Source organism: Streptomyces albus subsp. albus (assembly GCF_000725885.1).
Lineage (GTDB): Bacteria > Actinomycetota > Actinomycetes > Streptomycetales > Streptomycetaceae > Streptomyces > Streptomyces albus.
This window is the reverse complement of record NZ_JODR01000018.1, coordinates 1-26240: the sequence shown is the minus strand read 5'-3', so window position 1 is coordinate 26240 and position 26240 is coordinate 1. Positions and strand designations below refer to the sequence as shown.

20 protein-coding genes are annotated in these 26240 nt (G+C 71.3%); 13 read left to right on the top strand and 7 right to left on the bottom strand.

Translation table 11 applies throughout. The features are described from left to right. Positions 1 to 9: 9 nt before the first annotated feature. The 5 genes from IO40_RS0121030 to IO40_RS0121010 form a co-directional block, all read right to left on the bottom strand. Entirely contained in the window at positions 10 to 2052 is a 2043-nt protein-coding gene (locus IO40_RS0121030) for a S9 family peptidase (RefSeq protein WP_031175917.1), read from the bottom strand. A gap of 3 nt (positions 2053 to 2055) precedes the next feature. Beyond that, the gene (locus IO40_RS0121025) at positions 2056 to 3513 is read right to left on the bottom strand and encodes a M20/M25/M40 family metallo-hydrolase (RefSeq protein ID WP_016470676.1); all 1458 of its coding nucleotides are present in this window, start codon (positions 3511 to 3513) and stop codon (positions 2056 to 2058) included. Beyond that, a complete protein-coding gene (locus tag IO40_RS0121020) occupies positions 3506 to 4339 on the bottom strand; it encodes a M55 family metallopeptidase (protein ID WP_030405880.1) in 834 nt (277 codons plus the stop codon). The genes IO40_RS0121025 and IO40_RS0121020 overlap by 8 nt, the downstream gene beginning before the upstream one ends. A gap of 182 nt (positions 4340 to 4521) precedes the next feature. Continuing rightward, positions 4522 to 7560, bottom strand: coding sequence for an MFS transporter (locus tag IO40_RS0121015; protein WP_030405879.1), 3039 nt, complete (start codon positions 7558 to 7560; stop codon positions 4522 to 4524). Positions 7561 to 7824: 264 nt separating this feature from the next. Next, positions 7825 to 8268 (bottom strand): SRPBCC family protein, encoded by a 444-nt coding sequence (locus tag IO40_RS0121010; protein WP_016470673.1) that lies wholly within the window; start codon positions 8266 to 8268, stop codon positions 7825 to 7827. A 193-nt stretch (positions 8269 to 8461) separates the two neighbouring features. On the opposite strand from IO40_RS0121010, the gene IO40_RS0121005 reads away from it, so the two are divergent. The 3 genes from IO40_RS0121005 to hpnR all read left to right on the top strand — a co-directional run bounded on the left by IO40_RS0121005 (position 8462) and on the right by hpnR (position 11952). Next, entirely contained in the window at positions 8462 to 9526 is a 1065-nt protein-coding gene (locus IO40_RS0121005; protein WP_016470672.1) for an Rv2578c family radical SAM protein, read from the top strand. Between the two features lie 12 nt (positions 9527 to 9538). Beyond that, positions 9539 to 9952 carry a RidA family protein gene (locus IO40_RS0121000; RefSeq protein WP_016470671.1) on the top strand — a complete coding sequence of 138 codons (414 nt, stop codon included), beginning with the start codon at positions 9539 to 9541 and terminating at the stop codon, positions 9950 to 9952. Between the two features lie 158 nt (positions 9953 to 10110). After that, positions 10111 to 11952: a hopanoid C-3 methylase HpnR gene (hpnR, locus tag IO40_RS0120995; RefSeq protein WP_031175916.1), complete on the top strand. Its 1842-nt coding sequence runs from the start codon at positions 10111 to 10113 to the stop codon at positions 11950 to 11952. Between the two features lie 3 nt (positions 11953 to 11955). On the opposite strand, the gene IO40_RS0120990 is transcribed toward hpnR, so the two are convergent. Beyond that, on the bottom strand, positions 11956 to 12495 hold the full coding sequence (locus IO40_RS0120990; protein WP_031175915.1) for a pyridoxamine 5'-phosphate oxidase family protein: 540 nt from the start codon (positions 12493 to 12495) through the stop codon (positions 11956 to 11958). 75 nt (positions 12496 to 12570) lie between these two features. Beyond that, complete coding sequence (locus tag IO40_RS0120985; protein ID WP_016470668.1) at positions 12571 to 13155, bottom strand: HEAT repeat domain-containing protein; 585 nt, start codon at positions 13153 to 13155, stop codon at positions 12571 to 12573. 358 nt (positions 13156 to 13513) lie between these two features. Here IO40_RS0120985 and IO40_RS0120980 point away from each other — a divergent pair, with 358 nt between their 5' ends. The 10 genes from IO40_RS0120980 to IO40_RS0120935 all read left to right on the top strand — a co-directional run bounded on the left by IO40_RS0120980 (position 13514) and on the right by IO40_RS0120935 (position 26108). Then, positions 13514 to 15298, top strand: a complete 1785-nt coding sequence (locus IO40_RS0120980) for a 3-hydroxyacyl-CoA dehydrogenase family protein (RefSeq protein WP_031175914.1) — start codon at positions 13514 to 13516, stop codon at positions 15296 to 15298. An 89-nt stretch (positions 15299 to 15387) separates the two neighbouring features. Continuing rightward, positions 15388 to 16179, top strand: coding sequence for a TetR family transcriptional regulator (locus IO40_RS0120975; protein ID WP_033229353.1), 792 nt, complete (start codon positions 15388 to 15390; stop codon positions 16177 to 16179). Between the two features lie 128 nt (positions 16180 to 16307). After that, a complete protein-coding gene (locus tag IO40_RS0120970) occupies positions 16308 to 17837 on the top strand; it encodes an amino acid permease (protein ID WP_016470665.1) in 1530 nt (509 codons plus the stop codon). Between the two features lie 353 nt (positions 17838 to 18190). Then, a complete protein-coding gene (ccrA, locus tag IO40_RS0120965) occupies positions 18191 to 19528 on the top strand; it encodes a crotonyl-CoA carboxylase/reductase (RefSeq protein WP_030405871.1) in 1338 nt (445 codons plus the stop codon). A gap of 7 nt (positions 19529 to 19535) precedes the next feature. Further along, the gene (locus IO40_RS0120960) at positions 19536 to 21641 is read left to right on the top strand and encodes a protein meaA (RefSeq protein WP_031026182.1); all 2106 of its coding nucleotides are present in this window, start codon (positions 19536 to 19538) and stop codon (positions 21639 to 21641) included. After that, entirely contained in the window at positions 21638 to 22609 is a 972-nt protein-coding gene (locus IO40_RS0120955) for an HpcH/HpaI aldolase/citrate lyase family protein (RefSeq protein ID WP_031026180.1), read from the top strand. Before IO40_RS0120960 ends, IO40_RS0120955 begins: the two co-directional genes overlap by 4 nt. A 3-nt stretch (positions 22610 to 22612) precedes the next feature. Beyond that, a complete protein-coding gene (locus IO40_RS0120950) occupies positions 22613 to 23137 on the top strand; it encodes a MaoC family dehydratase (RefSeq protein ID WP_016470661.1) in 525 nt (174 codons plus the stop codon). A 2-nt stretch (positions 23138 to 23139) separates the two neighbouring features. Further along, positions 23140 to 24354, top strand: a complete 1215-nt coding sequence (locus tag IO40_RS0120945) for an acyl-CoA dehydrogenase family protein (RefSeq protein WP_031026177.1) — start codon at positions 23140 to 23142, stop codon at positions 24352 to 24354. Between the two features lie 169 nt (positions 24355 to 24523). Beyond that, positions 24524 to 25204, top strand: a complete 681-nt coding sequence (locus tag IO40_RS0120940; protein ID WP_016470659.1) for a phosphatidylserine decarboxylase — start codon at positions 24524 to 24526, stop codon at positions 25202 to 25204. Further along, entirely contained in the window at positions 25191 to 26108 is a 918-nt protein-coding gene (locus IO40_RS0120935) for a CDP-alcohol phosphatidyltransferase family protein (protein ID WP_031026174.1), read from the top strand. Before IO40_RS0120940 ends, IO40_RS0120935 begins: the two co-directional genes overlap by 14 nt. The last annotated feature ends 132 nt before the right edge of the window (positions 26109 to 26240 follow it).

The window sequence follows — 26240 nt, the reverse complement described above, 5'->3', positions numbered from 1 at the left end:
CCGGCCTTCTCATGTGCGCATCTCCAGCGGGGGCACGTCGTCGCGGTCGAGTCCGAAGGCGTGGCAGTACAGGGCCAGTTCGGACTCCACCGCGCGCACGATGGTCTCCGCCTTGCGGAAGCCGTGGCCCTCACCCTCGAACGCGAGGTAGGTGTGGGGGACGCCCCTGCCCTTGACCTGTTCCAGGAAGCGCTCGCACTGGACGGGCGGGCAGATCACATCGTCGAGTCCCTGGAGCAGCAGGAAGGGCGCCCGCACCCGGTGGGCCCCGTGCAGGGGTGAGCGTTCGCGGTACCGGCCCGGGACCTCGGCGAGGGGGCCGACCAGTGATTCCAGGTACTGCGACTCGAAGTCGTGGGTCTCGCCCGTGGCCCACCCCGTCAGGTCGAGGATGGGGTAGCTGATGGTGCCGCAGGCGTACAGGCCCTCGGTGAGCGGTGAGGTGAGGGAGGCGGCGCTGGTCCAGCCGCCGGCACTGCCGCCGCGGATGGCCAGCCGCGCCGGGTCGGCCGTGCCCTCGGCCGCCAGGGCGCGGGCGACGGCGGCGCAGTCCTCCACGTCCACGACGCCCCACTGGCGCCGCAGCCGGTTGCGGTACTCCCTGCCGTAGCCGGTGGAGCCGCCGTAGTTGACCTCCGCGACACCGATGCCGCGCGAGGTGAAGTAGGCGATCTCCAGATCGAGCACCAGCGGGGAGCGGCTGGTGGGCCCCCCGTGCACCCACACCACATACGGGGGCGCCTCCCCGCCGGGACCGGTGTGGTCGGGGTGGTGGGGCGGATAGACGTGGGCGTGTACGTCCCGCCCGTCGGGACCGGTGAAGGTGCGGATCTGCGGCTCGGGGTAGTAGGCCGGGTCCACGTGGTCCTTGTGGGGTGCCGCCAGAACCACGGTGTGCCCAGTGCGGGTGTCCAGTTCCACGATCTCGTAGGACGTCCGCGGGCTGGCGGCGATGCCGACGACGCGGGAGTCGACGACCGCGAGGGACGGCGCCCACTCGGTCCACGGCCCGGCCGCGTCCACGAGTTCACCGGTCTCCGGGTCGAGTACGCCCAGCCGCTGTGCGCCGCGCCCGTGCAAGGCGGCCACCGGGCCGGCGGCCAGGGGTGCGAACCAGCGCTGGCCGATCTTCCAGGCGGCTCCGGCGAACTCCTCCTCGCGCGGGCACAGCGCCACCCTCGGCGCCTCGGTTTCCTGCCCCGCTCCGCCGGAAATGGCGGCCTCTACCGCTTCGGCGTCGATGCGCTGGAGGTTCCACCAGCCGTCGGCGTCCGAGGCGATGAGCAGCGAGCCGTCGGCCGCGAACTCCGCCTGGGCCACGGACTCCTCGGGGCCGCCGGCGATCCGCCGCGCGCCGGTGAGGGCGCCCTCGTCGGTGATCCGCGCGGTCATCACGCGGGTGCCGTCCCAGGGCATCGCGGGGTGGTCCCAGGCGAGCCAGGCGAGGTGCCGCCCGTTGAGCGAGAGGCGCGGCCCGGTCACGAACCGGTCCTCGTCCCCGGTCAGTTCCCGCACGCGGCTCCGGTCACCGGCCGCCGAGCCGTCCAGCGGCACCGCGGCCAGCAGGCGCCGCAGTTCGGTGGGGCCCTCGCCGGTGAACTCCTCCAGCACGCACCACACCTCGCCCCGCTCGGGCAGCACCACCGGGTCGCACCAGCGCAGCCCGCCGGCCGTGAGCTGCGAGAGGGGGGTGAGGGGGTAGGGCTCGGCGTGCGGGGCGTCAGGCTGAAGGGCGTAGAGCCGCTGGTCGGCGAAGTGAGTGAAGACGATCAGCGGGCCGCCCGTGGTGCGCGGGGCGCCGGCCCAGGGCAGGCCGCCGTACTCGATGACGCGGTTGCGGACGTTCCACGGGGCGGGCAGCACGCTGACCGGGGGCCGTCCGTCGCCGGGGCACCGCATCAGGGCTCGCCGGCCGCCCTCGCGGGGGCGGGGCTCGGTCCACCACAGCTCCTCACCGACGGCGCCGAGGAACTCGGGCCTGCCGTCGTTGGCGGCGACGAGCGCGGCGTCGATGGGTGAGGGCCAGGTGCCGTAGGGGGCCTGGGTCGTCATGGGTCAGCCTCCTGCCGTGGCTGTCGCGTCGGGGGCGGAAGAGCGGGGACTGTCCGCAGCCGGCGCCGGGTCGGCCCCCGGGGCGCCGCTGCCGAGCAGGGTGCGGTCGAGGACCCGGATGCCGAAGTGCAGCGCCTCGACGGGCACCCGTTCGTCCACGCCGTGGAAGAGCGCCTGGTAGTCGAAGCCCTCGGGCAGTTTGAGGGGGGTGAAGCCGTAGCCGACGATGCCGAGCCGGGAGAACTGCTTGGCGTCGGTGCCTCCTGACATGCAGTAGGGCACCGCGTGGGCGCCCGGGTCGAAGTGCTCCAGCGCCTCGCTCATGGCGGCGAACAGCGGCGAGTCCACGGGGGCTTGCAGCGGGATCTCGCGGTGCTGGAACTCCCAGCGCACGTCGGGGCCGGTCAGTTCGTCGAGGGTGGCGTGGAACTCCTCCTCGGCGCCGGGCAGCATCCGCCCGTCCACCCGTGCGGTGGCCGTACCGGGGATCACGTTGACCTTGTAGCCGGCTTCCAGGACGGTGGGGTTGGCGCTGTTGCGCACGGTGGGCTCGATGAGCGCTGCGGCCGGGCCGAGCTGGGTGAGCAGCGCGTCCACCTCGGCGTCCTTGGCGTCGGCCGGGAGGGCGCGCAGCCCGTGGAGTTCGGCGAGGCGGTCGAGTGCGGCCCGCACGGTGGGGGTGAGCCGCACCGGCCACTCGTGTTCGCCGATGCGGTGCACGGCTGCGGCGAGGCGGCTGACGGCGTTGGCCCGGTTGACCTTGGAGCCGTGCCCGGCTCTGCCGCGGGCCGTCAGCCTCAGCCAGGCCGTGCCCCGTTCTCCCGCCGCCACCGGGTAGAGCCGCATGCCCTGCCCGGCGTGGAAGGTGAAGGCGCCGGACTCGCTGATGCCCTCGGTACAGCCCTCGAACAGGTCGGGGTGCTCCTGGACGAGGAAATCGGAGCCGAACTCGGCGCTGTCCTCCTCGTCCGCGGTGAAGGCGAGCACGATGTCGCGGGGCGGGCGGACGCCGGCGCGGGCCCAGGCGCGGGCCAGGGACAGCGCCATGGCGTCGGCGTTCTTCATGTCGATGGCGCCGCGGCCCCACACCACGCCGTCCCGCACCTCGCCCGAGAAGGGGTGCACCGTCCAGTCGGCCGGCTCGGCGGGGACGACGTCGAGGTGGCCGTGGAGCAGCAGCGCGCCCGCCGAGGGGTCGGTCCCCTCGATGCGGGCCACGACGTTGGTGCGGCCGGCCTTCTTCTCCAGCAGCCTCGGCTGGATCCCGGCGTCGGCGAGCCCGGCGGCGACGTACTCGGCAGCCTGCCGCTCGTTGCCGTCGCCGCCGCCCCGGTTGGTGGTGTCGAAACGGATCAGCTCGGAGGTGGCCGTCACGACCTCCTCGAAGACCTGCGCGTCCAGGTGGCCGGGCCCGGAGCGTGGCTGACCGGTGCCGTGCTGGGGGGTGTGGTGCTCAGCCATACTGTTCCTCCACCGCCGAGGAGACGACGGTCGTGACGGCCTTGAAGCAGCGGATCGCCTCGTAGGCGCTGGGCGAGGTGAAGGTGACACGGCGCTCGCCGGAACGTTCCACTCCGGGCACGACGGTGGCGGCGCCGACGAGGTGTTCCGCGTCGAACTCGATCTCGATGGTGTGCGGTTCGGGCTCGGGCGGGGTGCGGCGGCCGGCCAGCGGCACGGAGCGGCGTGCCGCGTCGCGGATCTCGGCGGCGGTGCGGGCCGGCGGCCGGCAGACGGCGGCGTACCGGGACACGTAGTCCTTGACGGCGACGGTCACGGCCTCGGGTGCGTATCCCTTGGCGTCCTCGACGGCGCGGTCGTCGCCGGTGACCAGCACGACCGGCACACCGTACTCCGTGGTCACCAGGGTGTTGAGGTATCCCTCGCTGGCCCGTACGCCGTCGGCCCACACGCCGGTCAGCGAGTTGGCGAGGAAGGTGTGGGCGAGCACGCCCTCGCTGCCGGCGCCGGCGTGGTAGCCGATGTAGGCGATGGCGTCCACGTCGCCGTGCTGGACGCCCTCGATCATCGAGAGGGACTTGTGTCTGCCGGTGAGCATCTCGGCGCGCTCGTCGAGCTGTTCGAGCAGCAGGTTGCGCATCGTCCAGTGCGCTTCGTTGATGAGCACCTCGTCAGCGCCCGCCTCGAAGAAACCGCGCACGGCCGCGTCCACGTCGGAGGTGAACATCGACCGGCAGCGCTCCCACTGCGGGGTGCCGGGCAGCACGTCCGCGGGCCAGGTGACTCCCGTTGCGCCCTCCATGTCGGCGCTGATGAGGATCTTCATGCCGCGAACGTTACGCGGTCGCCAACCGCCAGGACAGCCCTGTGGATAACTCCACTGGTCTATGCCACAGGTTTCCACCCGGGCGGGTGAGGAAAGCCTCCACACCCGCCTCTGACCTGCGGATTCGACACATGCGACGCTCGGCTACCGCCATCGGCGGGCGCGTGGGGCCGCCGTCCTGGTCAGTCCTCGTGCCCCAGTTGCACGTCCCGCTCGGTCCGTCCGCCGCCCGCGATCTGGAGGACGGTGGCCACCGGCGGATAGCCCGCCGCCACCACGGTGTACTCGCCGGAGGCGAGATCCACGAAGCGGAAGACGCCGTCCGCGGCGGTCGTGGCGGTGTCCACCACGTTGCCGGCGGCGTCCAGCAGCGTCACCCGGGCGTCCTCGACGGGCCGTCCGCCGCCGGCCCGTACCGTGCCGCGCAGCACCGCACCGCCGGCCAGCTCGATGTCCTGCCGGGTCTCCCGGGACGCCTGGACGGAGACGGGGAGGGCCGCCGGGCGGTAGACCGGGGCGCTTGCGGCCAGCGTGTACTCACCGGCGACCAGTTCCGTGATGACGTAGGCGCCCTCGCGTCCGCTGCGGGTGGTGGCGACGACCTCGCCGCGCACATCCGTCAGGGTGACGATGGCGTCCTTGACGGGAGTGCCGTCGGCCGTCAGGACGCTGCCCGCCAGCCGTCCCGCACCGCCGAGGACCACGTCGAGGTCCACCGGCCGCTCCCCGACGGTGACGCTCACCGCACGGGGCTGGTGGCCCCCGGCGGCGGCGATCAGGACGTAGGAGCCCTCGCCCGGCGTGCTCAGCGCGTACCGTCCGTCCTCGCCGGTGGCGCCGCGGCCGATCTGCCGGCCCCGGTTGTCCACCAGGGTGAGCGCCGCGCGCGGCACGGCGCTGCCGTCGTGGTGCCGCACGGTCCCGCAGACCGGCACCCCCGCGGCGTACGGCGCGGACTGTGCCGGCGCGTACCGCGCCTGGCCGTTCTGTTCCGCGACGCCGCCGTCGACGGCAGGGGCGGCGGGGGCGGTGCCCTCGCGGGCCTGCGGCACGGACGTGTGCTGTGACACCAGTGGTTTCTCCTTGAGGAAGAGGGACAGTGCCAGCCCGAGGACGAGCACCGGGACGAGGTAGAGGAAGATCCGCGGCATGGCGTCCGCGTACGCCTGGATGTAGCCGTCCCGCAGCGGCGCCGGCAGGGCGCGCACCAGTTGCGGGGTGAGCGAGTCCGGGTCGGGCAGCTGGCCCGCGCCGCCGGGCAGTTCGCGGGCCAGCGCGTCCGCGAGCCGGTGCGCCAGCAGGGTGCCGAAGAGGGCGGCGCCGACGCTGCCGCCGATCTGCCGGAAGTAGTTGCTGGCGCTGGTGGCCACCCCGATGTCGGCCGGCCTGACGGAGTTCTGGACGGCCAGGACCAGCACCGGCAGCACGAAGCCGATGCCCAGGCCGAGGATCGCGGACCAGACGCCGAAGACCTGGCGGGAGGTGTCCTCGTCCAGCTTGGAGAGCAGCCACATGCCCTCGGCGGACAGCGCGCAGCCGATGACGGGGAAGATCTTGTAGTGCCCCGTACGGGAGATCAGCTGGCCCGACAGGGTGGAGGAGACGACGACGCCGCACATCAGGGGCAGCATCAGCAGCCCGGACGAGGTGGCGCTCGCGCCCTCGACCATCTGGAGGAAGCTGGGCAGATAGCTGGCGGCGCCGAACAGGGCGATGCCGATGGCCGCGCCCACCAGGCCCGTCACGTTGAAGACGGAGTCCTTGAACAGCCGCAGCGGCAGCACCGGTTCGGGTGCGCGGCGCTCGGCGGCGAGGAAGAGCACACCGCTGATCACGGCCCCGGCCGCCAGGCCGATGATGACGCGGTCGTCCCAGGCGTAGGTGGTGCCGCCCCAACTGGTGAGCAGGACCAGGCAGGTGGAGAAGACGGCCATCAGCAGGGCACCGAGGACGTCGAGCCGCGGCCGGACACGGGTGCGGGGCAGCTTGAGCGCGTACGCCGTGACGACGAGGGCCACCAGGCCGACGGGGACGTTGAACCAGAAGCACCAGCGCCAGGAGAGATCGTCGGTGAACCAGCCGCCCAGCAGGGGTCCCGCGACGGAGGCGAGGCCGAACGCGGCGCCGATGAGGCCCATGTACCGGCCGCGTTCCCGGGCGGGAACGATGTCCGCGATGATCGCCTGCACCCCGATCATGAGGCCGCCCGCACCGGTGCCCTGGATGGCGCGGTAGACGATCAGGGCCTCCATGGAGCCGGCCCAGCCGGCGAGGGCCGAGCCGATCGTGAAGACGCCGATGGCGAAGAGGAAGAGCCCTTTGCGGCCGAAGAGGTCGCCGAGCTTGCCGTAGACGGGCAGTCCGATGGTGGCCGCCAGCAGATAGGCGGTGACCGCCCAGGACATCTGCCGCAGACCGTCGAGTTCGCCGACGATCTTGGGAAGTGCCGTGGCGACGATGGTCTGTTCGAGCGCGGCGAGCAGCAGTGAGAGCATCAGGGCGCCGAAGACGACGCGCAGCCTGCCGGGGCTGAGAGCGGCCCCGGCCACGGTGCCGTCCGCCTGCCGCTCCTCGCCTGGCGCACTCCCGGAGGCCGGGCGGCGTGCGTGGTCCCGGGCGGCCTCGGGAGCGGCTGCCGCCTCGTGCCGCGCAGCAGGCTCCGGCTTCTCGCGCGGGCTGCGCCCGGACGCGCCGTCCGGGGCCGCGCCGGACCGCTCGTACGGAGCCGGCGCGGAATCCTCGTACAGGGCCTGCCCCGGCCCTTCGTACGGGCTGTGCCCCGGTCCCCCGTACGGCGCCCGGCCCGGCTCCGGGTCTCGCGGCGCGGCGGGCGCGGGGCGTTCGAGGTCCGGCGCGCGATGGCCGGTGACGGTGCCCGGCACGCCCGCGCTGTGCGGGCCGGTGTCGTCCGGCCGCCAGGACCGGCCGGTGTCCTGGACGGCCACCCGCCCGCGGAGGTCGGGGACGAACGGCCGCTGCGGCGGTACGGAGCCGGGGCCCGCCGCGCCGGGCCGGGCGGCGACGCCCGGCTGGCCGGGAGCCGCCAGGGGCACCCGCACGGGTGTCGTCGTCAAGGGCGCCGGGCGCTGGCCGGGAAGTTCCACCGACACCTCGACGGCGGCCGGAGCCGCCGCCCCGCTCCCGGAGAACCCCGCATGAGTGAGGGAGGACTCGTCGCCACCGTCCAGGCTGTCGAGGGTCCTCCCGCCGGTCCCGCCCATCGCACTCCCCTTGCCGCTGCTTTCGGGGGAGTATTTCTCGCATTGCACGACAAGAGCGTTCAACCAGCGGACGGGTGCGCGGCATGGGCCGCAGGAGGCCCAATTCCATTGCCCGAGGCGCCCTTTGAGCCGCCGAGCAGGGGTTTTGCCCGACGGCCCGTACCGGTCGCCGCCATGCGCCCGGCCGCGGGAAACCACCCGAACCGGTGAGCCGACGACCGGGGACCATGACGCCGGTGACGACCGCGGCTGCCGCCCGGAGGACTACTCGACCTTGGCCGCGAGCCGCGCCAGCACCTGGTCGTAGATCCGGGCCAGCCCCTTGGGGGCGAAGGTCCGCTCGAAGAAGCCGCCGATTCCGCCGGCACCGTTCCAGACGGTGGTGACGGTGACCCGAGCGGTCTTCTCGCGCTGCCCCGGGGTGACACGCCAGGTGGTGACCATGGAGGAGTTGCGGTCCTTCTCCACCAGCTCACCGTCCGCGGGCTCGGTCACCTCCAGCAGGCAGTCACGGACTCGCTTGCTGGTGGCCTGGAGCTTCCAGTGCACGAGCGTGCCCTCGCCGTCGCCGCCCTCCCGCACCTCGTACTCGCTGAACTGCTCGGGGAGCAGTTCGGAGCGGGCTCCGGTGTAGTCGGCCAGCGTGTCGAACACCTTCTCGGGTTCGGCGGCGATCTCCCGCTGCGTGGTCGCCTCGACCTGCGCCATGGCTCCTCCTGTGCTGGTCGCCCCGCCTCTGCCGCGCGGGGCCCTACGGACGTGGCGACCAGCCAATCACCCCTGACCGGCCCGCCCAAATCGAGCTTGACACGACCGATGGGAACAGGTGTTCTATTCTGTGACCGAACAAGCGACCGTGCCGCCAGGGGGAGAGCGACACCACCGACCGAGGAGGCCGCACATGCGCTGGGACGAGCTGAGGAACACGGACGAGCAGGGCTCCGCCTCGGCACCCGCCCTCTTCGGCGCCTCCGCCGTCACACGGACGTTCGACACCCCCGAGTTCCGCGGCATCACCTTCCACGAGGTGCGGGCCCGCTCCCTGGTCAACCGGGTGCCCGGCGCCTCACGGATGCCGTTCGCCTGGACGGTGAACCCCTACCGCGGCTGTTCGCACGCCTGCGTCTACTGCTTCGCCCGCAAGACCCACGGCTATCTGGACCTCGATACCGGCGTGGGCTTCGACACCCAGATCGTCGTCAAGGTGAACGCGCCCGAACTGCTGCGCAAGGAACTGAGCAGCCCGCGCTGGCAGGGCCAGCACATCGCCATGGGCACGAATGTCGACTGCTATCAGCGGGCGGAGGGCCGGTACCGGCTGATGCCGGGCATCCTCACCGCGCTCCGCGACCACGCGAACCCGTTCTCCGTCCTCACCAAGGGCACCCTCATCCTGCGCGACCTCGATCTGCTGCGCTCGGCAGCGGCGGTCACGGACGTCGGGGTCAATGTGTCGGTCGGCTTCACCGACGAGGAGCTGTGGCGCACGGTGGAACCGGGCACCCCCGCCCCGCAGCGCCGGCTGGAGGTCATCCGGCGGCTGGCGGAGCACGGGATTCCGTGCGGGGTGCTGATGGCGCCCGTGATCCCCTTCCTGGGGGACTCCCCGGCCCAGCTGAGGACGACCGTCCGAGCCATCGCCGCGGCGGGCGCGACCTCCGTCACCCCGCTGGCACTCCATCTGCGTCCCGGGGCGCGCGAGTGGTTCTTCCACTGGCTCCGCCGGCACCACCCGGGGCTGGTGCGGCACTACGAGGCGCTGTACTCGGACGGGGCGTACGCACCCCGGTGGTACCAGCGGCGGATCACCCGGCAGGTGCACGAGCTGGCCGCCGAGTACGGTGTCGGCCCCACGGGACCGGCGCAGGCGCGGCGGATCACGGACGGGCACGCGGCAGCCACCCGGGAGCCGGAGCCGCGGGAGCGGGCCGGGGAAAACCGCTGCACCCAGCTGACGCTCCTTTGAAAACATGCCCGCATGTCATCGCTCACTCATCTCACCACTCCCGCGGGCCTCGCTCCCGGCAACGGCTTCAGCCACGCCGTCCTGGGCGAGGGCCGGCTCGTGGCGGTCTCCGGCCAGGTGGCGCTCGACGCCGACGGCCGGGTCGTCGGCGAGGGGGACCCGACGGCGCAGGCCAAGCAGGTGTTCGCCAATCTGGAGCGCTGCCTCCAGGCGGCCGGCGCCACGTTCGCCGACGTCATGAAGTTCACGTTCTTCGTCACCGATCTGTCGGTGATGCCCGCGCTGCGGGCCGTGCGGGACACCTATCTGGACGCCGACCGGCTGCCGGCGTGCAGTGCGGTACAGGTGGCCGGACTCGTCCGGCCCGAACTCCTGATCGAGATCGAGGCGCTCGCCGTACTGCCCGGCACCACCGAGCGCAGCTGACGCCAGGGCGCTCCCGTCCACGCCGTTTCGGGCACAAGCCGCGAAACGGCGTGTCTCAGGACGGAAGGGCGGTAGGCGGATAATGTGCGTCGAAGGGGCAACGTCCCTGGCCACGTCCGTTCGCCGACCGCCTTGCCCTGGAGATCTGGAGCGCCCGTATGCGCCTGTTGCTGGTCCACCCAAGCGCGTTGATGTACTCGGAGATCTTTCTCCGCCTGGAGCCGCTGGGGCTGGAACGGGTCGCCGCGGCGGCCCGCGACGCGGGACACACGGTGCGGGTGGTCGATCTGCAGGTGCTCTCGCACAAGCTGCTCGACCGTGAGCTGCGCTCCTTCCAGCCCGAGGCGCTCGGCATCTCCCTCAACTACCTGGCCAACATCCCCGAGGCCATCGAGATCGCCCACCGTGCCAAGGCCGCGTCCCCCGGCTGCTTCGTCTTCTTCGGGGGCCACAGCGTCTCCTTCGTCGGCGATCACGTGCTCGAACAGGCCGAGGGCGCGGTGGACGCGATCGCCCGCGGCGAGGGCGAGACGGTCGTCGTCCCCCTGCTGGAGGCGGTGCCGGACGACGCCGCGCACACCGTCCCCGGGGTGGTGACGGCTCAGGGCCGGGGCCCCGCGCCGAGGATGCTGGAGAGCATCGACTCCCCCCGCCCCGCCCGTGATCTGATGCGCCGCCGCAACCGCTATTTCATCGGCGAGCTGGACCCCTGCGCCTCCATCGAGTTCACCCGCGGCTGCCCGTGGGACTGCTCCTTCTGCTCGGCCTGGACGTTCTACGGACGCAGCTACCGGCGGGCCGCGCCCGAGGCGGCAGCCGAGGAGATGGCGTCCATCCGGGAGCCCAACGTCTTCATCGTCGACGACGTCGCCTTCATCAAACCGGACCACGGCCACGGCATCGCCGCCGAACTGGAGCGGCGCAACATCCGCAAGCAGTACTACCTGGAGACCCGCGCGGACGTGCTGCTGCGCAACGAGGAGGTCTTCGAACGCTGGACCAGGCTGGGGCTGCGCTACATGTTCCTCGGCATGGAGGCGCTCGACGCCGACGGGCTGGACCAGTTCCGCAAGCGCATCAGCCCGGACGAGAACTTCAAGGCACTGGAGACGGCACGCCGGCTGGGCATCAGCGTGGCGATCAACCTGATCGTCGATCCGGGCTGGGACGAGGAGCAGTTCCGTCTGGTGCGCGAGTTCGCCATGGCGGTGCCCGAGATCGTGCACCTGACGGTGATGACGCCGTACCCGGGCACGGAGGTGTGGCACACCGAGAGCCGGCAGCTCACCACCCGGGACTACCGCCTCTTCGACATCCAGCACGCCGTGGTGCCCACCCGCTTGCCGCTGGAGCAGTTCTACCGGGAGCTGGTGCGCACCCAGGCCGTCATCAACCGCAAGCACCTGGGGCTGCGCACGGCCGTGGGCGCCCTGGGCATCCTGGGCCGCCATCTGGCGCGCGGCCAGACCAACTTCGCGCGGATGCTGTGGAAGTTCAGCCGGGTCTACAACGCGAACCGGCAGTTCTCCGACCACGCGCGTCCGGTCCGCTACGAGCTGCCGCTGCCCGAGCGCCGTACGGCGGCGCCCGGGCGCAAGGAACTGTTCGTCCACACCATCGGCCGGAGCGGCAGCCGCCCCCGGGCGGGAGCCGGGGCGCAGGCCCCGGCCGGGGGCGGGACGGAGACACCGGCCGGTGGCGGGGCGGGGGTTACGGCCGGGGCCGGGGCGGATCCTGTGGCCGGAGGCGGAACCAGTGCGGAGCCCGCGGCCACCACCGGCGCCGCGACGGAGACCGCAGCCGCCACCGGACCCGGCACGGGCAGCACCACCGGCACCGGGGCCGGCACGGGAGCCGGGGCAGGCACCGCAGCCGGGAACAGCACGGAAACCGGGGCCGGCACGGGATCCGGGACCGGCACCACCACCGGGACCGCAGCCGGGGACGGAACCGGTACCGGGGGCGGGGCGGCCGGAGCCGGCTCCGCGTCGGGGCAGTAGCGGTCAGCCGGCGGTCTCCTCGCGGGGCGGCGCGTCGTCGTTGCCCCGCCGGATGATGCGCAGCGGACCGGACGGCCGCCAGGTGCGGAAGACGATCTCCTCGCCCTCGACGGAGATCCTCACCACCTCCTCGACCTGGGACCGGAAGAGGTGGAACTGGTCGGGAACGCCGTCCGGCGCCCCCGCGGCCCAGCGGGCCAGCTCCGCGGGGTCCGTGACCTCCACGGCGCGTCCCGAGACCCGCACGTCACCCCCGTCCATCTCCGTCCCGCTCCCGGGGTTGGCGTACAGGGCGAACCGGTTGTCCCGCCGCAGGTCGAGGGCCTTGAGGGAGTTCGGCATCATGCCGAGCCACAGCTCCCCCTCCCGGAAGTCCACCTCCAGCCCCGTCAGGCGGGGTGAGCCGTCCTTGCGCAGGGTGGCCAGGACGTGGTGGGTGTAGCGGCGGAAGCGCTCTTCCACCTGGGCGGCGAAGTCGGGCTGGGCGGTGTGGAACCCCGACCAGTTGATGCCCTGCTCCGTGCGCTGTGCTTGCGTCGTCATGCGGCCAATCTGCCGGGGATACCGGACATCCTGCGTCGGATTTCCACGGGGATCTCAACTCGGCAGACGGGAATCTCAGCTGGGTATCCGGGCGAGCGCCGCTTTGGCGGAGGGGCACAGCCGGTGGTGCTCGGCGGCGGCGTCGAGCACGGGGACGGCGCGTTTGTCGCCGAGTGCGCCCAGCCCCACCACGCACGCCTCGGCGATCGGCCAGTAGTGCAGCGGTCCGATCAGCAGTCGCTGGAGGACGTTGATGAGGGTGGGCACCGACTCGGGGGCACGCAGTGCCGTCAGCAGACGGACGGGGTAGAGCGCGTAGGCGGTGCGCAGTTCGTTGGTGGCCAGTGCCGCCGCGGCCTTGGCGGTCCTGGGGTCGCGCAGCCGCTCCAGGGCGTGCGCGGCGCTGGCGCAGCGGACCGGGTCCCGGTAGTTGAGCATGAAGACGAGCGTCTCGAAGGCCCGGCGGTCGCCGGCGCTGCCCAGCGCGAACGCCGCGATCTCACGGGCCCACAACGGCCGTCCGCTCTCCACGAGCACGGCGGCGAGCTGGTCGCGCGCCTCCGTACTGCGCTGCCTGGCCAGCGTGACCAGCCGTGCGTACTCGACGGGATCGGCCTCGGGCCGCACACGGTCGATCAGCGCTCGGAACGCGTCGCCCACTCCGGCTCCCCCTCACGTGCTGAGTTCCACGACGGTAGAAGAGGTTCTACCCCTGGCTTTCTGGTTACCCACGAGTTACGGTGCTCATCAGAGCGGTATCCCCGCTCAGGCGGTTCGGTGACGCGACCGCCGAGAGTGACGTCGGTTCGGCAGCGGGCACGGCACGCGCAGCGCCGTGTGCGGCCCGCAGGGACCGCCCCGCGAACGGGCCCCGGGACAGGGCCGCGCCACGGGGCGTGACCGGTAACTCCCCTGCCCCGCGCGCCCGTACGCACGCGCGCCCGGTAGTGCACGAAACCCTCACCCTCATCAGCCGCGCCCCCTCGGGGGCCTGTGTCACATCCTCTGGAGTCCCCTGATGGACCGTCCTCCCCTGCGCACGATCGCCGTCGTCGGCCTCGGCACGATGGGCACCGGCATCGTCGACATTCTCGCCCGCGCCGGGCGAGAGGTCATCGGCATTGACACGAACGAAGCAGCCGCGCGGCGGGCCGTTGCCGCGCTGGAGTCCTCCACGGCGCGCTCGGTGGAGCGCGGCCGGATGACACAGAGCGAGCGTCAGGAGGTGCTGTCGCACTTCCGCACCCACCCGGGGTGCGAGGCGGCGGCCGAGGCCGATCTGGTGATCGAGGTGGTGCCCGAGGACTACGACACCAAGTGCCAGGTGTTCGCGGCGCTGGACGCCGTCGTCAAACCGGAGACCATTCTGGCCACCGGTACCAACGCGCTGTCCGTGACCAGGCTGGCAGCCGACTCCGACCGGCCCGAACGCGTCCTGGGGCTGCACTTCTTCAACCCGGCGCCCGCGATGAAGCTCGTCGAGATCGTCTCCTCCGTGCTGACCGCGCCGCAGGCCGTGGCCGCCGTCACCGCCCTGGTGCGCGAACTGGGCAAGGATCCGATAGCGGTCGGTGACCGTCCCGGCTTCGTGGCGGACGGACTGCTGTTCGGCTATCTGAACCAGGCCGCCACGATGTACGATGCGCGCTACGCCAGTCGCGAGGACATCGACTCCGCCATGAAACTGGGGTGCGGTCTGCCGATGGGCCCGCTCGCCCTCCTCGATCTGATCGGGATCGACACGGCACGCACGGTGCTGGACGCCATGTACGCGCAGTCCCGGGACCGGCTGCACGCCCCCGCACCCGTTCTGCGCCATCTGTCCGAAGCGGGGCTGACGGGCCGTAAGTCCGGCCGCGGCTTCTACACCTACGCCGGGCCGGGCAGCGCCAGGGTGGTGCCCGACGCGCTCACCCCCGATCCGGCCACGCCGCGCACACCGGGCCGGCCCGTCACCGCGGTGGGCGTCGTGGGTTCGGGGACGATGGCCGGCGGCATCGCCGAGGTGTTCGCCCGGTCCGGGTACCCGACGATGCTGGTGGCGCGCAGCGCGGACAAGGCGCGGGCGGCCAAGGAGCGGGTGGCCGCCTCGCTGGACCGCTCGGTGCGCAAGGGGCGGATGACGGCCGAGGACCGTCAGGCCGCTCTCGCACGGATCGCCCCGGCCGGTGAGCTGACGGCGCTGGCCGAGGTGGACCTGGTGATCGAGGCGGTGGCCGAGGACCTCGACGTCAAGCGGGGGCTGTTCGCACGTCTGGACGCGGTCTGCCGGCCGGGTGCGGTGCTGGCGACCACCACCTCCTCGCTGCCGGTGGTCGCCTGCGCCCGGGCCACCTCCCGGCCGCAGGACGTGATCGGGATGCACTTCTTCAACCCGGCGCCCGCCATGAAGCTGGTGGAGGTCGTCACCACGGTGCTGACGGACGATCAGGTACGCGCCACCGTCCGCGAGGTGTGCGCGGCGATCGGCAAGCACCCGGTGGCCTGCGGCGACCGTGCGGGGTTCATCGTCAACGCGCTGCTGTTCCCCTACCTCAACAACGCGGTCAAGATGGTGCAGGAGCACTACGCCTCCCCCGACGACATCGACGCCGCGATGAAGCTGGGCGGCGGCTATCCGATGGGCCCCTTCGAGTTGCTGGACGTGGTGGGGCTCGATGTGTCGCTGGCCATCGAGCGGGTGCTGCACGAGGAGTTCCGCGACCCGGGCCTGGCCCCGGCGCCGCTGCTGGAACACCTGGTGGCGGCCGGCTGTCTGGGCAGGAAGACCGGGCGCGGTTTCCGCGAGTACGCACGCCGGTGACCGGCGGGTGGGCGGGGTGGGGCGGGCTGCTGGACCCGGCGTCCGGCGGCCCGTCCCCCGATCCCGTCACGGCGTGTAACGTTCACCACATGCCAGAACCCGAGAAGAACTCCCGTACCACCAGCCCCCGCGCGAACGGTGCCGCGACCCAGCGCCTCAAGGTGCGCCGGGAGTTGGCCGCGGCGGCGATGGAGCTCTTCGCCACGAAGGGTTACGAGGCGACCACGGTGGATGAGATCGCCGCCACCGCGGGGGTCGCCCGGCGCACCTTCTTCCGGCACTTCCGCTCCAAGGAAGAGGCCATCTTCCCGGACCACGACGACACCCTCGTGCGGGCCCAGGCGGTGCTGGAGGCGGCGCCGCCGCACGAGCATCCGCTGGATACGGTGTGCCGCGGCATCAAGGAAGTCATGAAGATGTACGCGGCCTCCCCCAAGGGCAGTGTGGAGCGGTACAAGCTCACCCGTGAGGTGCCGGCGCTGCGGGAGCGGGAGATCGCCTCGGTCGCCCGCTACGAGCGGCTGTTCACCCGCTATCTGCTGGGCCACTTCGACGAGGAGGCGCACCGCGACGGGGTGAGCGGTTACGACGAGCCGCTGCTGGCCGAGGTGGCGGCCTCCGCCGTGGTCACCGCGCACAACCACGTGCTGCGGCGCTGGCTGCGCTCGGGCGGTACCGGCGATGTGATGGCACAGCTCGACCATGCCTTCGCCATCGTGCGGCGCACCTTCGGCACCGGTTTCGGCGCGCACCGGCCCGCGTCCGGCCAGCCGGCGGCGACGGTGGAGCGCCGGGACGAGGTGCTGGTGACCGTGGCCCGGACGGACGCGCCCCTGGGCGAGATCATGTCCACGATCGAACGGGCGCTCGGCAAGGGCTGAGTGCCGCCCCCGCCCGGCTCCCCGGGCCGAGGGAGTCGGGTGAATTGCGCCCCCGCCCCGCCCGCGCTGCCCGCTCCCGGTACGCGGAGCGGAAACCATGGCGTCTTCAGGCGATGTGGAGGTGCGGCATGCCGGTGGCGCCGGGCGGGCACAGAGGTCCCAGGCAGTGGTTGCGTACCAAATCGGTGGAGGAGTCGATCCTCGACACCGACGATCCGGAGCGCGGGCTCACCCGCTCGCTGACGGCGCTCGACCTGACGGTCTTCGGGGTCGGTGTGGTCATCGGCACCGGGATCTTCGTGCTGACCGGGCAGGTCGCCAGGACGACGGCGGGCCCGTCGGTGGCCATCTCGTTCGCCGTGGCCGGCGCGGTGTGCGCGCTGGCCGCGCTCTGCTACGCCGAGTTCGCCTCCACCGTGCCGGTGGCGGGCTCGGCCTACACCTTCGCCTACGCCTCGCTCGGCGAGCTGTCGGCCTGGATCATCGGCTGGGACCTGCTGCTGGAGCTGGCGCTGGGCTGCGCGGTGGTCGCGGTCGGCTGGTCGGGGTACGTCCGCTCGCTGCTGGACAGCATCGGCTGGCATCTGCCCAGCTGGCTGTCGGGCACCAGCGAGGAGACCGGTTTCGGCTTCGATCTGCTGGCCTGCGTCCTGGTGCTGGCGCTGACGGCGGTGCTGGTGGCCGGGATGAAGCTGTCGGCGCGGGTGACCTCGACCGTGGTGGCCGTCAAGGTGGGCGTGGTGCTGCTGGTCATCATCGCCGGGGCGTTCTTCGTCACGGCCGACAACTTCGACCCCTTCATCCCGCCTGCGCAGGGCACCACGGACGGCGACGGCGGGCTGCGGGCCCCGGTGATCCAGCTGATCTCCGGCTACCAGCCGACCACCTTCGGTGTACTGGGCGTCTTCAGCGCGGCGGCCGTCGTCTTCTTCGCCTTCATCGGTTTCGACGTGGTGGCCACCGCCGCGGAGGAGACCCGCGACCCGCAGCGTGACATGCCGCGCGGCATCCTGGGCTCGCTGGCGATCTGCACCGTGCTGTACGTGGCGGTCTCGCTGGTGGTCACCGGGATGCGCAAGTACACGGAGCTGACGGTGGACGCTCCGCTGGCGGACGCGTTCAAGGCCGTCGGGCAGCCGTTCTGGGCCGGGCTGATCAGTTTCGGGGCGGCGGTCGGGCTGACAACCGTGTGCATGATCCTGCTGCTGGGCCAGTCGCGGGTGTTCTTCGCGATGAGCCGGGACGGGCTGCTGCCGCCGGTCTTCTCCCGGGTGCACCCGCGCTTCCGTACGCCGTACCGCTCGACGCTGCTGCTGGGCGTGGTGGTCGCCGTGCTGGCGGGGTGCACCAGCATCTCGGAGCTGGCCGAGCTGGTGAACATCGGCACGCTCTTCGCGTTCATCGTGGTGGCGCTCGGCGTCGTCGTCCTGCGGCGGTCCCGGCCTGATCTGCCGCGCGCCTTCCGCACTCCGCTGGTTCCCGCGCTGCCGCTGGCGTCGGTGCTGGCCTCGCTGTGGCTGATGCTCAACCTGCCGGCGGAGACCTGGGCGCGGTTCGGGGCGTGGATGGCACTGGGGGTCGTGCTCTACGCCTGGTACGGGCAGCGGCGCAGCCGGCTGCGCCGTGGCGAGGAGCCGCCCGAGCACCGGGTGCCCTGAGCGCGGCGCGCCCCCGCACCGGCTCCACCCCTTCTGACCTGCATGGCGGCACGTACTGATCGATCATCGCTCAAATGAGAGCGGCATCCCCCATGTGAGAAATTGCGGCACCGGGTGTCTTGTGCACTGGCACTCGGTGTCATACCTTGGCATCAGTCCGGGCGTTGTCCCCGCGGCCCCCGCCGCGTCGTCCCGGACCGCTTGGCGTCACGAGCGACGAGCGCACACCCACGCGCTCCCCCAGCACCGGCCGAACCGACGGCACTGCCTCATCACCCGACGACCCCTGGGGGCACCTCCCGGCCGAAGGCCGGGGGCGTCCTTCCGACCTCGCGCATCGCCGGAGGCACACCGTGAACCAGATCCTCGACGCGATCCTCGCGTCCGACACCTCACCGGAGGACTTCGCCGCCCTCCCCCTCCCCGAGTCCTACCGCGCCGTGACCGTCCACAAGGACGAGGCCGGGATGTTCGAAGGGCTGGAGACCCGGGAGAAGGACCCGCGCAAGTCGCTTCACCTGGACGAGGTGCCCGTGCCCGAACTCGGCCCCGGCGAAGCCCTGGTGGCCGTGATGGCCTCCTCGGTCAACTACAACTCCGTGTGGACCTCCATCTTCGAGCCGCTGCCGACCTTCGGGTTCCTGGAACGCTACGGCCGCCTGTCGCCGCTGGCCAAGCGGCACGACCTGCCGTACCACATCATCGGCTCCGACCTGGCGGGCGTCGTGCTGCGCACCGGACCCGGCGTCAACTCCTGGCGCCCGGGCGACGAGGTGGTCGCGCACTGCCTGTCCGTCGAACTGGAGTCCGCAGACGGCCACAACGACACGATGCTCGACCCCGAGCAGCGGATCTGGGGCTTCGAGACCAACTTCGGCGGCCTCGCGGAGATCGCGCTGGTCAAGTCCAACCAGCTGATGCCCAAGCCCGGCCACCTCAGCTGGGAGGAGGCCGCCGCGCCCGGACTGGTCAACTCCACCGCCTACCGCCAGCTGGTCTCCCGCAACGGCGCCGGCATGAAGCAGGGCGACAACGTGCTCATCTGGGGCGCCAGCGGCGGACTGGGCTCCTACGCCACCCAGTTCGCGCTGGCCGGCGGCGCCAACCCCATCTGCGTCGTCTCCAGCGAGGACAAGGCCGGGATATGCCGCCGCATGGGGGCCGAGGCCATCATCGACCGGAAGGCCGAGGGCTACCGGTTCTGGAAGGACGAGCACAGCCAGGACCCCAAGGAGTGGAAGCGGTTCGGCAAGCGCATCCGCGAACTGACCGGCGGCGAGGACGTCGACATCGTCTTCGAGCACCCCGGGCGGGAGACGTTCGGCGCCAGCGTCTACGTCACCCGCAAGGGCGGCACCATCGTCACCTGCGCCTCGACCTCAGGCTACGAGCACAGCTACGACAACCGCTACCTGTGGATGTCGCTCAAGCGGATCATCGGCTCGCACTTCGCCAACTACCGGGAGGCGTGGGAGGCCAACCGGCTGATAGCCAAGGGCAAGATCCACCCGACGCTCTCCAAATCCTACCCCCTGGAGGAGACCGGCCAGGCCGCCCACGACGTGCACCGCAACGTCCACCAGGGCAAGGTCGGCGTGCTGTGCCTGGCCCCCGAGGAGGGACTGGGCGTGCGGGACGCCGCCATGCGGGAGCGGCACCTGGACGCCATCAACAGGTTCCGGAACGTGTGAGGGCCCGATGAGCGAGCGTCACAAGGACCGGCCCTGGCTGATGCGCACCTATGCCGGGCACTCCTCCGCCGAGGCGTCCAACGAGCTGTACCGGCGCAATCTCGCCAAGGGCCAGACGGGCCTGTCCGTCGCCTTCGACCTGCCCACCCAGACCGGCTACGACCCCGACCACGTCCTCGCCCGCGGTGAGGTCGGCCGGGTCGGGGTGCCCGTCTCCCACCTGGGCGACATGCGCCGGCTCTTCGACGGCATCCCGCTGGAGAAGATGAACACCTCCATGACCATCAACGCCACCGCCATGTGGCTGCTGGCGCTCTACCAGGTGGTCGCGGAGGAGCAGGGCGTGGACATCTCGCAGCTCCAGGGCACGACGCAGAACGACATCGTCAAGGAGTACCTCTCCCGCGGCACCCACGTCTTCCCGCCGGGTCCCTCGCTGCGGCTGACCACCGACATGATCGCCTACACGGTCACCCACATGCCCCGGTGGAACCCGGTGAACATCTGCAGCTACCACCTCCAGGAGGCCGGGGCCACCCCGGTCCAGGAGATCAGCTACGCGATGGCCACGGCCGTCGCGGTCCTCGACGCCGTACGGGACAGCGGGCAGGTGCCGCCCGAGGAGTTCGGCCGGGTCGTCGCCCGGATCTCCTTCTTCGTGAACGCGGGCGTCCGCTTCGTCGAGGAGATGTGCAAGATGCGGGCCTTCACCCGCATCTGGGACCGGATCACCGGCGAGCGCTACGGCATCACCGACCCCAAACAGCGCCGCTTCCGCTACGGCGTGCAGGTCAACTCGCTGGGGCTGACCGAGGCGCAGCCGGAGAACAACGTGCAGCGCATCGTGCTGGAGATGCTGGCCGTCACCCTCTCCAAGGACGCCCGCGCCCGCGCCGTCCAGCTCCCCGCCTGGAACGAGGCGCTGGGGCTGCCCCGGCCCTGGGACCAGCAGTGGTCGCTGCGCATCCAGCAGGTGCTGGCGCACGAGAGCGATCTGCTGGAGTACGAGGACATCTTCGCCGGCTCCCACGTGATCGAGAAGAAGGTGTCCTCGCTGGTGGACGAGTCGCTGGCCGAGCTGGCGCGGATCGAGGAGATGGGCGGGGTGATGGCGGCCGTCGAGTCGGGCTACCTCAAGTCCCAGCTGGTCGCCTCGCACGCGCGGCGGCGGGCGCGGATCGAGTCGGGCGAGGAGAAGATCGTCGGCGTCAACTGCTACGAGACGAGTGAACCCAGCCCGCTGACCGCGGACCTGGACACCGCGGTCCTGACCGTGGACCCGGCCGGGGAGGCGGCCACCGTGGCGGCCGTCAAACGGTGGCGCCAGACCCGCGACGAACCGTTCTGGCGGGAGGGGAACCGCGACCCGGGGCTGTACCCGAGCGTCCGGCAGGCCCTGGCCATGCTCCGCGAGGCGGCGGCCGACGGCACCAATCTGATGGAGGCCACGCTGGAGTGCGCCCGCGCCGGGGTGACCACCGGCGAATGGGCGGGAGCGCTGCGCGAGGTCTTCGGCGAGTTCCGGGCACCGACCGGGGTCTCCTCCGCACCGCTGGCGGTCTCCGCCGAGGAGGGCTCCGCGCTCGCCGGGGTGCGGGCGGCGGTCGAGCGGACCGCCCGGGAGCTGGGCGTCGGCAAGCTGCGGCTGCTGGTGGGCAAACCGGGGCTCGACGGGCACAGCAACGGCGCCGAGCAGATCGCCGTGCGGGCCCGGGACGCCGGGTTCGAGGTGGTCTACCAGGGCATCAGGCTCACCCCGGAGGAGATCGTCGCGGCGGCCCTGGCCGAGGACGTGCACTGTGTGGGCCTGTCCATCCTCTCCGGTTCGCACACCGAACTGGTGCCCGACGTGCTGGAGCGGATGCGGGCGGCGGGCGCGGGGGACGTTCCCGTCGTGGTGGGCGGCATCATCCCGGCCGCGGACGCGCGCTCGCTGCGCGCGGCGGGGGTCGCCGCCGTCTTCACCCCGAAGGACTTCGGGATCACCCGGATCATCGGCCGTATCGTCGACGAGATCCGGACCCGGAACAAGCTCGGCCCGCACCACAGCGGCGGGCCGGGCGCGCAGGCCGGGCGGCCCGGCCGGCGAGAAGCAGTGGAGGTCATCAAGTGAGCAGCGACAACCAGCAGCGCGCCCTGCGTCCGCGCCGTTCCTGCCTGGCGGTGCCCGGCAGCAACCCGCGGTTCCTGGAGAAGGCCCAGGGCCTGCCCGCCGACCAGGTCTTCCTGGACCTGGAGGACGCGTGCGCACCGCTGGCCAAGCCGGAGGCCCGGCACACCATCGTGAAGTTCCTCAACGAAGGTGACTGGAGCGGCAAGACGCGTGTGGTGCGGGTCAACGACTGGACCACCGAGTGGACCTACCGCGACGTGGTCACCGTCGTGGAGGGCGCCGGCGCCAACCTGGACTGTGTGATGCTGCCCAAGGTGCAGGACGCCGCGCAGATCCAGGCCCTCGACATGCTGCTGACGCAGATCGAGAAGACGATGGGCCTGGAAGTGGGCCGGATCGGCATCGAGGCGCAGATCGAGAACGCCAAGGGCCTGGTCAACGTGGACGAGATCGCCGGGGCCTCGCCCCGGATGGAGACCATCGTGTTCGGCCCGGCCGACTTCATGGCGTCCATCAACATGAAGTCGCTCGTGGTCGGCGAGCAGCCGCCCGGCTACCCGGCCGACGCCTATCACTACATCCTGATGCGCATCCTGATGGCCGCCCGCACCCACAACCTCCAGGCCATCGACGGCCCCTACCTCCAGATCCGCGACGTGGACGGCTACCGGAAGGTCGCCCAGCGGGCCGCCGCCCTCGGTTTCGACGGCAAGTGGGTACTGCACCCGGGCCAGGTCGAGGCTTCCAACGAGGTCTTCTCCCCCTCCCAGGAGGACTACGACCACGCCGAGCTGATCCTGGACGCGTACGCCTACTACACCTCGGAGGCGGGCGGCAAGAAGGGTTCGGCGATGCTCGGCGACGAGATGATCGACGAGGCGAGCCGCAAGATGGCGCTGGTCGTCTCCGGCAAGGGCCGCGCCGCGGGCATGAAGCGGACCACCTCCTTCACCCCTCCGGAGGGCTGAGCGATGCAGTTCGGACGCACCTTCGAGGAGTTCACGGTCGGCGACACCTACAAGCACTGGCCGGGCAAGACGGTCACCGAGTACGACGACCACCTCTTCTGTCTGCTGACGATGAACCACCACCCGCTCCACATGGACGCGCACTACGCCGGCGAGACCACGGACTTCGGCCGCAACGTGGTGGTGGGCAACTACGTCTACTCGCTGCTGCTGGGCATGTCGGTACCGGACGTCTCGGGCAAGGCCATCGCCAATCTGGAGGTCGAGTCGCTCAGGCACCTGGCGCCCACCTTCCACGGCGACACGCTGTACGGCGAGACGACGGTGCTGGACAAGACACCTTCCAGGTCCAAGGACGACCGCGGCGTCGTGCACGTGGAGACCAAGGGCTACAAGCAGGACGGCACGCTCGTGTGCGTCTTCCGCCGCAAGGTGATGGTGCCCACGCGGCAGTACGTCGCCCAGCGCGGCGGAGAACAGCCGGGCCGCCCCGAACTGCGCGAGCCGGCCCCGAAAGGCGGTGCGTGAGGGTGGGACGTCTGGCACAGACCGAGGGTCTTACGGAGATACAGCGGGAAATCGTCTCGACGGTACGGAACTTCGTCGACAAAGAGATCATCCCGGTGGCCACGGAACTGGAACACCGCGACGCCTATCCGACCGAGATCGTCGAGGGTCTGAAAGAACTCGGGATCTTCGGCCTGATGATTCCGGAGGAGTACGGCGGCCTCGGTGAGTCGCTGCTCACCTACGCACTGTGCGTGGAGGAGATCGCCCGCGGATGGATGAGCGTCTCGGGCATCATCAACACCCACTTCATCGTGGCCTACATGCTCAAGCAGCACGGCACGCAGGAGCAGAAGGACCATTTCCTGCCGAAGATGGCGACCGGCGAGATCCGTGGCGCGTTCTCCATGTCGGAGCCGGGGCTGGGCTCGGACGTCGCGGCCATCACCAGCAAGGGTGTGCGCGCGCCCGACGGGAGCGGGGACTTCCTGCTCACCGGGCAGAAGATGTGGCTGACCAACGGCGGGTCCGCCACGCTGGTGGCCGTCTTGTGCCGCACCGACGAGGGTCATCCGGAAGGTACCCCGCCGCACAAGTCGATGACGACCTTCCTGGTGTCGAAGGAGCCTGGATTCGGCCAGGTCAAGCCGGGTCTCACCATCCCCGGCAAGATCGAGAAGATGGGCTACAAGGGCGTCGACACCACTGAGCTGATCATGGACGGCCTGCGGGTCCCAGCCGACCACGTCCTGGGCGGGCGGACCGGCCGCGGCTTCTACCAGATGATGGACGGGGTCGAGGTCGGCCGCGTCAATGTGGCGGCACGTGGCTGCGGAGTCGCGCAGCGTGCTTTCGAGCTGGGTATCGCCTACGCGCAGCAGCGCCACACGTTTGGCAGGCCCATCGCCGGGCATCAGGCCATTCAGTTCAAATTGGCCGAGATGGCCACCAAGGTCGAGGCGGCACACGCCTTGATGGTCGGCGCCGCCCGCAAGAAGGACTCCGGTCAACGCAACGACCTGGAGGCGGGGATGGCGAAATATCTCGCATCCGAATACTGCAAGGAGGTCGTCGAGGACTCCTTCCGTATCCACGGCGGGTACGGTTTCAGCAAGGAATACGAGATCGAGCGGCTCTACCGCGAGGCGCCGATGCTCCTGATCGGCGAAGGAACCGCAGAGATCCAGAAAATGATCGTGGGCCGGCGGCTGCTGGAAGAGTACCGCACCCAAGGCTGAATGTCCCTTTCGGGGTGTTTTCTTCGGGATCAAGATCACACCCCGAACCGGGACTTCGGCCACGGACTGGCCCGCTGGCTTGCCCAGTTGCCATCAGAAACCGATAGCATCCCGGGAAAGCCGCCGTCCCCTGTCATCTATGCGGCTCCCTCCGCTACGAAGGTCATCCATGCCCCACAGTCCATCCACAGCACCCAGCGGCTCACCCTCGTCCGGCCCGGCGTCCGGCGGGCCCCGCGTACGCCTCGCGCGCGGGGCGTCGCCGTGGCTCGTGCCGACCCTCGCCACGGCGGCCGTCAGCCTGGCGCGCGTGCGCAAGTCGCCGCGCGCCGCCCTGGTCGCCGTCCCGGCGACGGCGCTCGCGGCCGGGATGCTGTGGTTCTTCCGGGACCCGGAGCGGGAAATCGGCCAGGGCCGGGTGCTCTCCCCGGCCGACGGCGTGGTGCAGAGCATCATGCCGTGGCAGGACGGCCGTACCCGCGTCGCCATCTTCATGAGCCCGTTGAACGTCCATGTCAACCGCGCGCCGCTCGCCGGCACCGTGACGTCCGTCGAGCACATCCCCGGCGGATTCGTTCCCGCTTTCAACAAGGAGAGCGAGAACAACGAACGTGTCGTGTGGCACTTCGACACCGAGCTCGGCGACGTGGAGATGGTCCAGATCGCCGGCGCCGTCGCCCGGCGCATCGTCCCCTACCTGCCCAGCGGCGCCAAGGTCGAGCAGGGCGAGCGCCTCGGGCTGATCAGGTTCGGCTCCCGGGTGGACGTCTACCTCCCGCAGGGCATCGAGGCGGCCGTGGAGGTCGGCCAGACCACGACAGCGGGGGTGACTCGCCTTGACCGTGATTGATCCCGACGCACAGCCCGCCTGGGTCCCCACCGCCGACCGCACCGCGGAGCGGTCCGGGGAGCGGGACGGCTTCACCGACGAGTTCGCCGACGACGACTTCCATGACGACACCGACGACGAGATGCCGCTCTCGACCCGGCTGTCGATCGCGGACACCCTGACCCTGGGCAACGCCACCTGCGGCTTCATGGCGGTGTACTTCACCACCACCGGCGTCCTCATCCCGCATCTGACGGGCAGCGAGGACGGCGGCATGGCCCGGCACAGCGCCGCCACCGCGGTGGTGCTGATGCTGATGGCGGCGGTCTTCGACCTCTTCGACGGGCTCGTCGCCCGCAAGCTGCGCAGCTCGGCCATGGGCGCCGAGCTGGACAACCTCTCCGACCTCATCAGCTTCGGACTGGCCCCCGCCTACTTCGTGGCCGTCTGGGGCATGGTCGCCAACGACGCCAACCAGCGGGTCTCGGTGGTCGCCGCGGTCGTGGTGCTGCTGGCGGTGGTGCTGCGGCTTGCGCGGTTCTCCTGCGTGCCCATGCGGAACGGGATGTTCCAGGGCATGCCGGGACCCTTCGGGGCGCTGACCGTCATCTCCATCGTGCTGCTGGAGCTGCCGTTCGTGCCGACCGCGCTCGGCATCCTGGGCGTCGCATGGCTGATGGTCAGCCGCGTCGAGTACCCCAAGCCGCGCGGACGGCTCGCGGTCGCCATGCTCAGCTGGATCGTGCTGAGCATGGGCCTGCTGGCCTCCTGGGCGTTCGACGCGCCCGGCGGCGAGCTGCTCCTGCAGACCGGATGCGCCCTCCAGGTCGTCCTGGGCGCCGTCATCCCGCTGTTCGCGACCGCACGCCGCGTCAACACCTTCCGCGACAACCGTCGCGAGGCCCGGGCCGCCGCCCAGGGCTGATCCCGCACCTCGTGAAAGAGGGGCCCGCCGCGGACCTTAGGTTCTAGTAGTCGTCGCAACACCCCAGCTCAAGGGGTGCGATGGATTTCGAGATCCGAGCGGACCGGGCTCCGCAGGGGCGTAAGAAGTTGT

What these genes read in the sequence shown, in the direction of transcription:
- IO40_RS0121030 (WP_031175917.1), bottom strand. Translation starts at nt 2,052, where the DNA reads ATGACGACCCAGGCCCCCTACGGCACCTGGCCCTCACCCATCGACGCC.
- IO40_RS0121025 (WP_016470676.1), bottom strand. Translation starts at nt 3,513, where the DNA reads ATGGCTGAGCACCACACCCCCCAGCACGGCACCGGTCAGCCACGCTCC.
- IO40_RS0121020 (WP_030405880.1), bottom strand. Translation starts at nt 4,339, where the DNA reads ATGAAGATCCTCATCAGCGCCGACATGGAGGGCGCAACGGGAGTCACC.
- IO40_RS0121015 (WP_030405879.1), bottom strand. Translation starts at nt 7,560, where the DNA reads ATGGGCGGGACCGGCGGGAGGACCCTCGACAGCCTGGACGGTGGCGAC.
- IO40_RS0121010 (WP_016470673.1), bottom strand. Translation starts at nt 8,268, where the DNA reads ATGGCGCAGGTCGAGGCGACCACGCAGCGGGAGATCGCCGCCGAACCC.
- IO40_RS0121005 (WP_016470672.1), top strand. Translation starts at nt 8,462, where the DNA reads ATGCGCTGGGACGAGCTGAGGAACACGGACGAGCAGGGCTCCGCCTCG.
- IO40_RS0121000 (WP_016470671.1), top strand. Translation starts at nt 9,539, where the DNA reads ATGTCATCGCTCACTCATCTCACCACTCCCGCGGGCCTCGCTCCCGGC.
- hpnR (WP_031175916.1), top strand. Translation starts at nt 10,111, where the DNA reads ATGCGCCTGTTGCTGGTCCACCCAAGCGCGTTGATGTACTCGGAGATC.
- IO40_RS0120990 (WP_031175915.1), bottom strand. Translation starts at nt 12,495, where the DNA reads ATGACGACGCAAGCACAGCGCACGGAGCAGGGCATCAACTGGTCGGGG.
- IO40_RS0120980 (WP_031175914.1), top strand. Translation starts at nt 13,514, where the DNA reads ATGGACCGTCCTCCCCTGCGCACGATCGCCGTCGTCGGCCTCGGCACG.
- IO40_RS0120975 (WP_033229353.1), top strand. Translation starts at nt 15,388, where the DNA reads ATGCCAGAACCCGAGAAGAACTCCCGTACCACCAGCCCCCGCGCGAAC.
- IO40_RS0120970 (WP_016470665.1), top strand. Translation starts at nt 16,308, where the DNA reads ATGCCGGTGGCGCCGGGCGGGCACAGAGGTCCCAGGCAGTGGTTGCGT.
- IO40_RS0120960 (WP_031026182.1), top strand. Translation starts at nt 19,536, where the DNA reads ATGAGCGAGCGTCACAAGGACCGGCCCTGGCTGATGCGCACCTATGCC.
- IO40_RS0120950 (WP_016470661.1), top strand. Translation starts at nt 22,613, where the DNA reads ATGCAGTTCGGACGCACCTTCGAGGAGTTCACGGTCGGCGACACCTAC.
- IO40_RS0120940 (WP_016470659.1), top strand. Translation starts at nt 24,524, where the DNA reads ATGCCCCACAGTCCATCCACAGCACCCAGCGGCTCACCCTCGTCCGGC.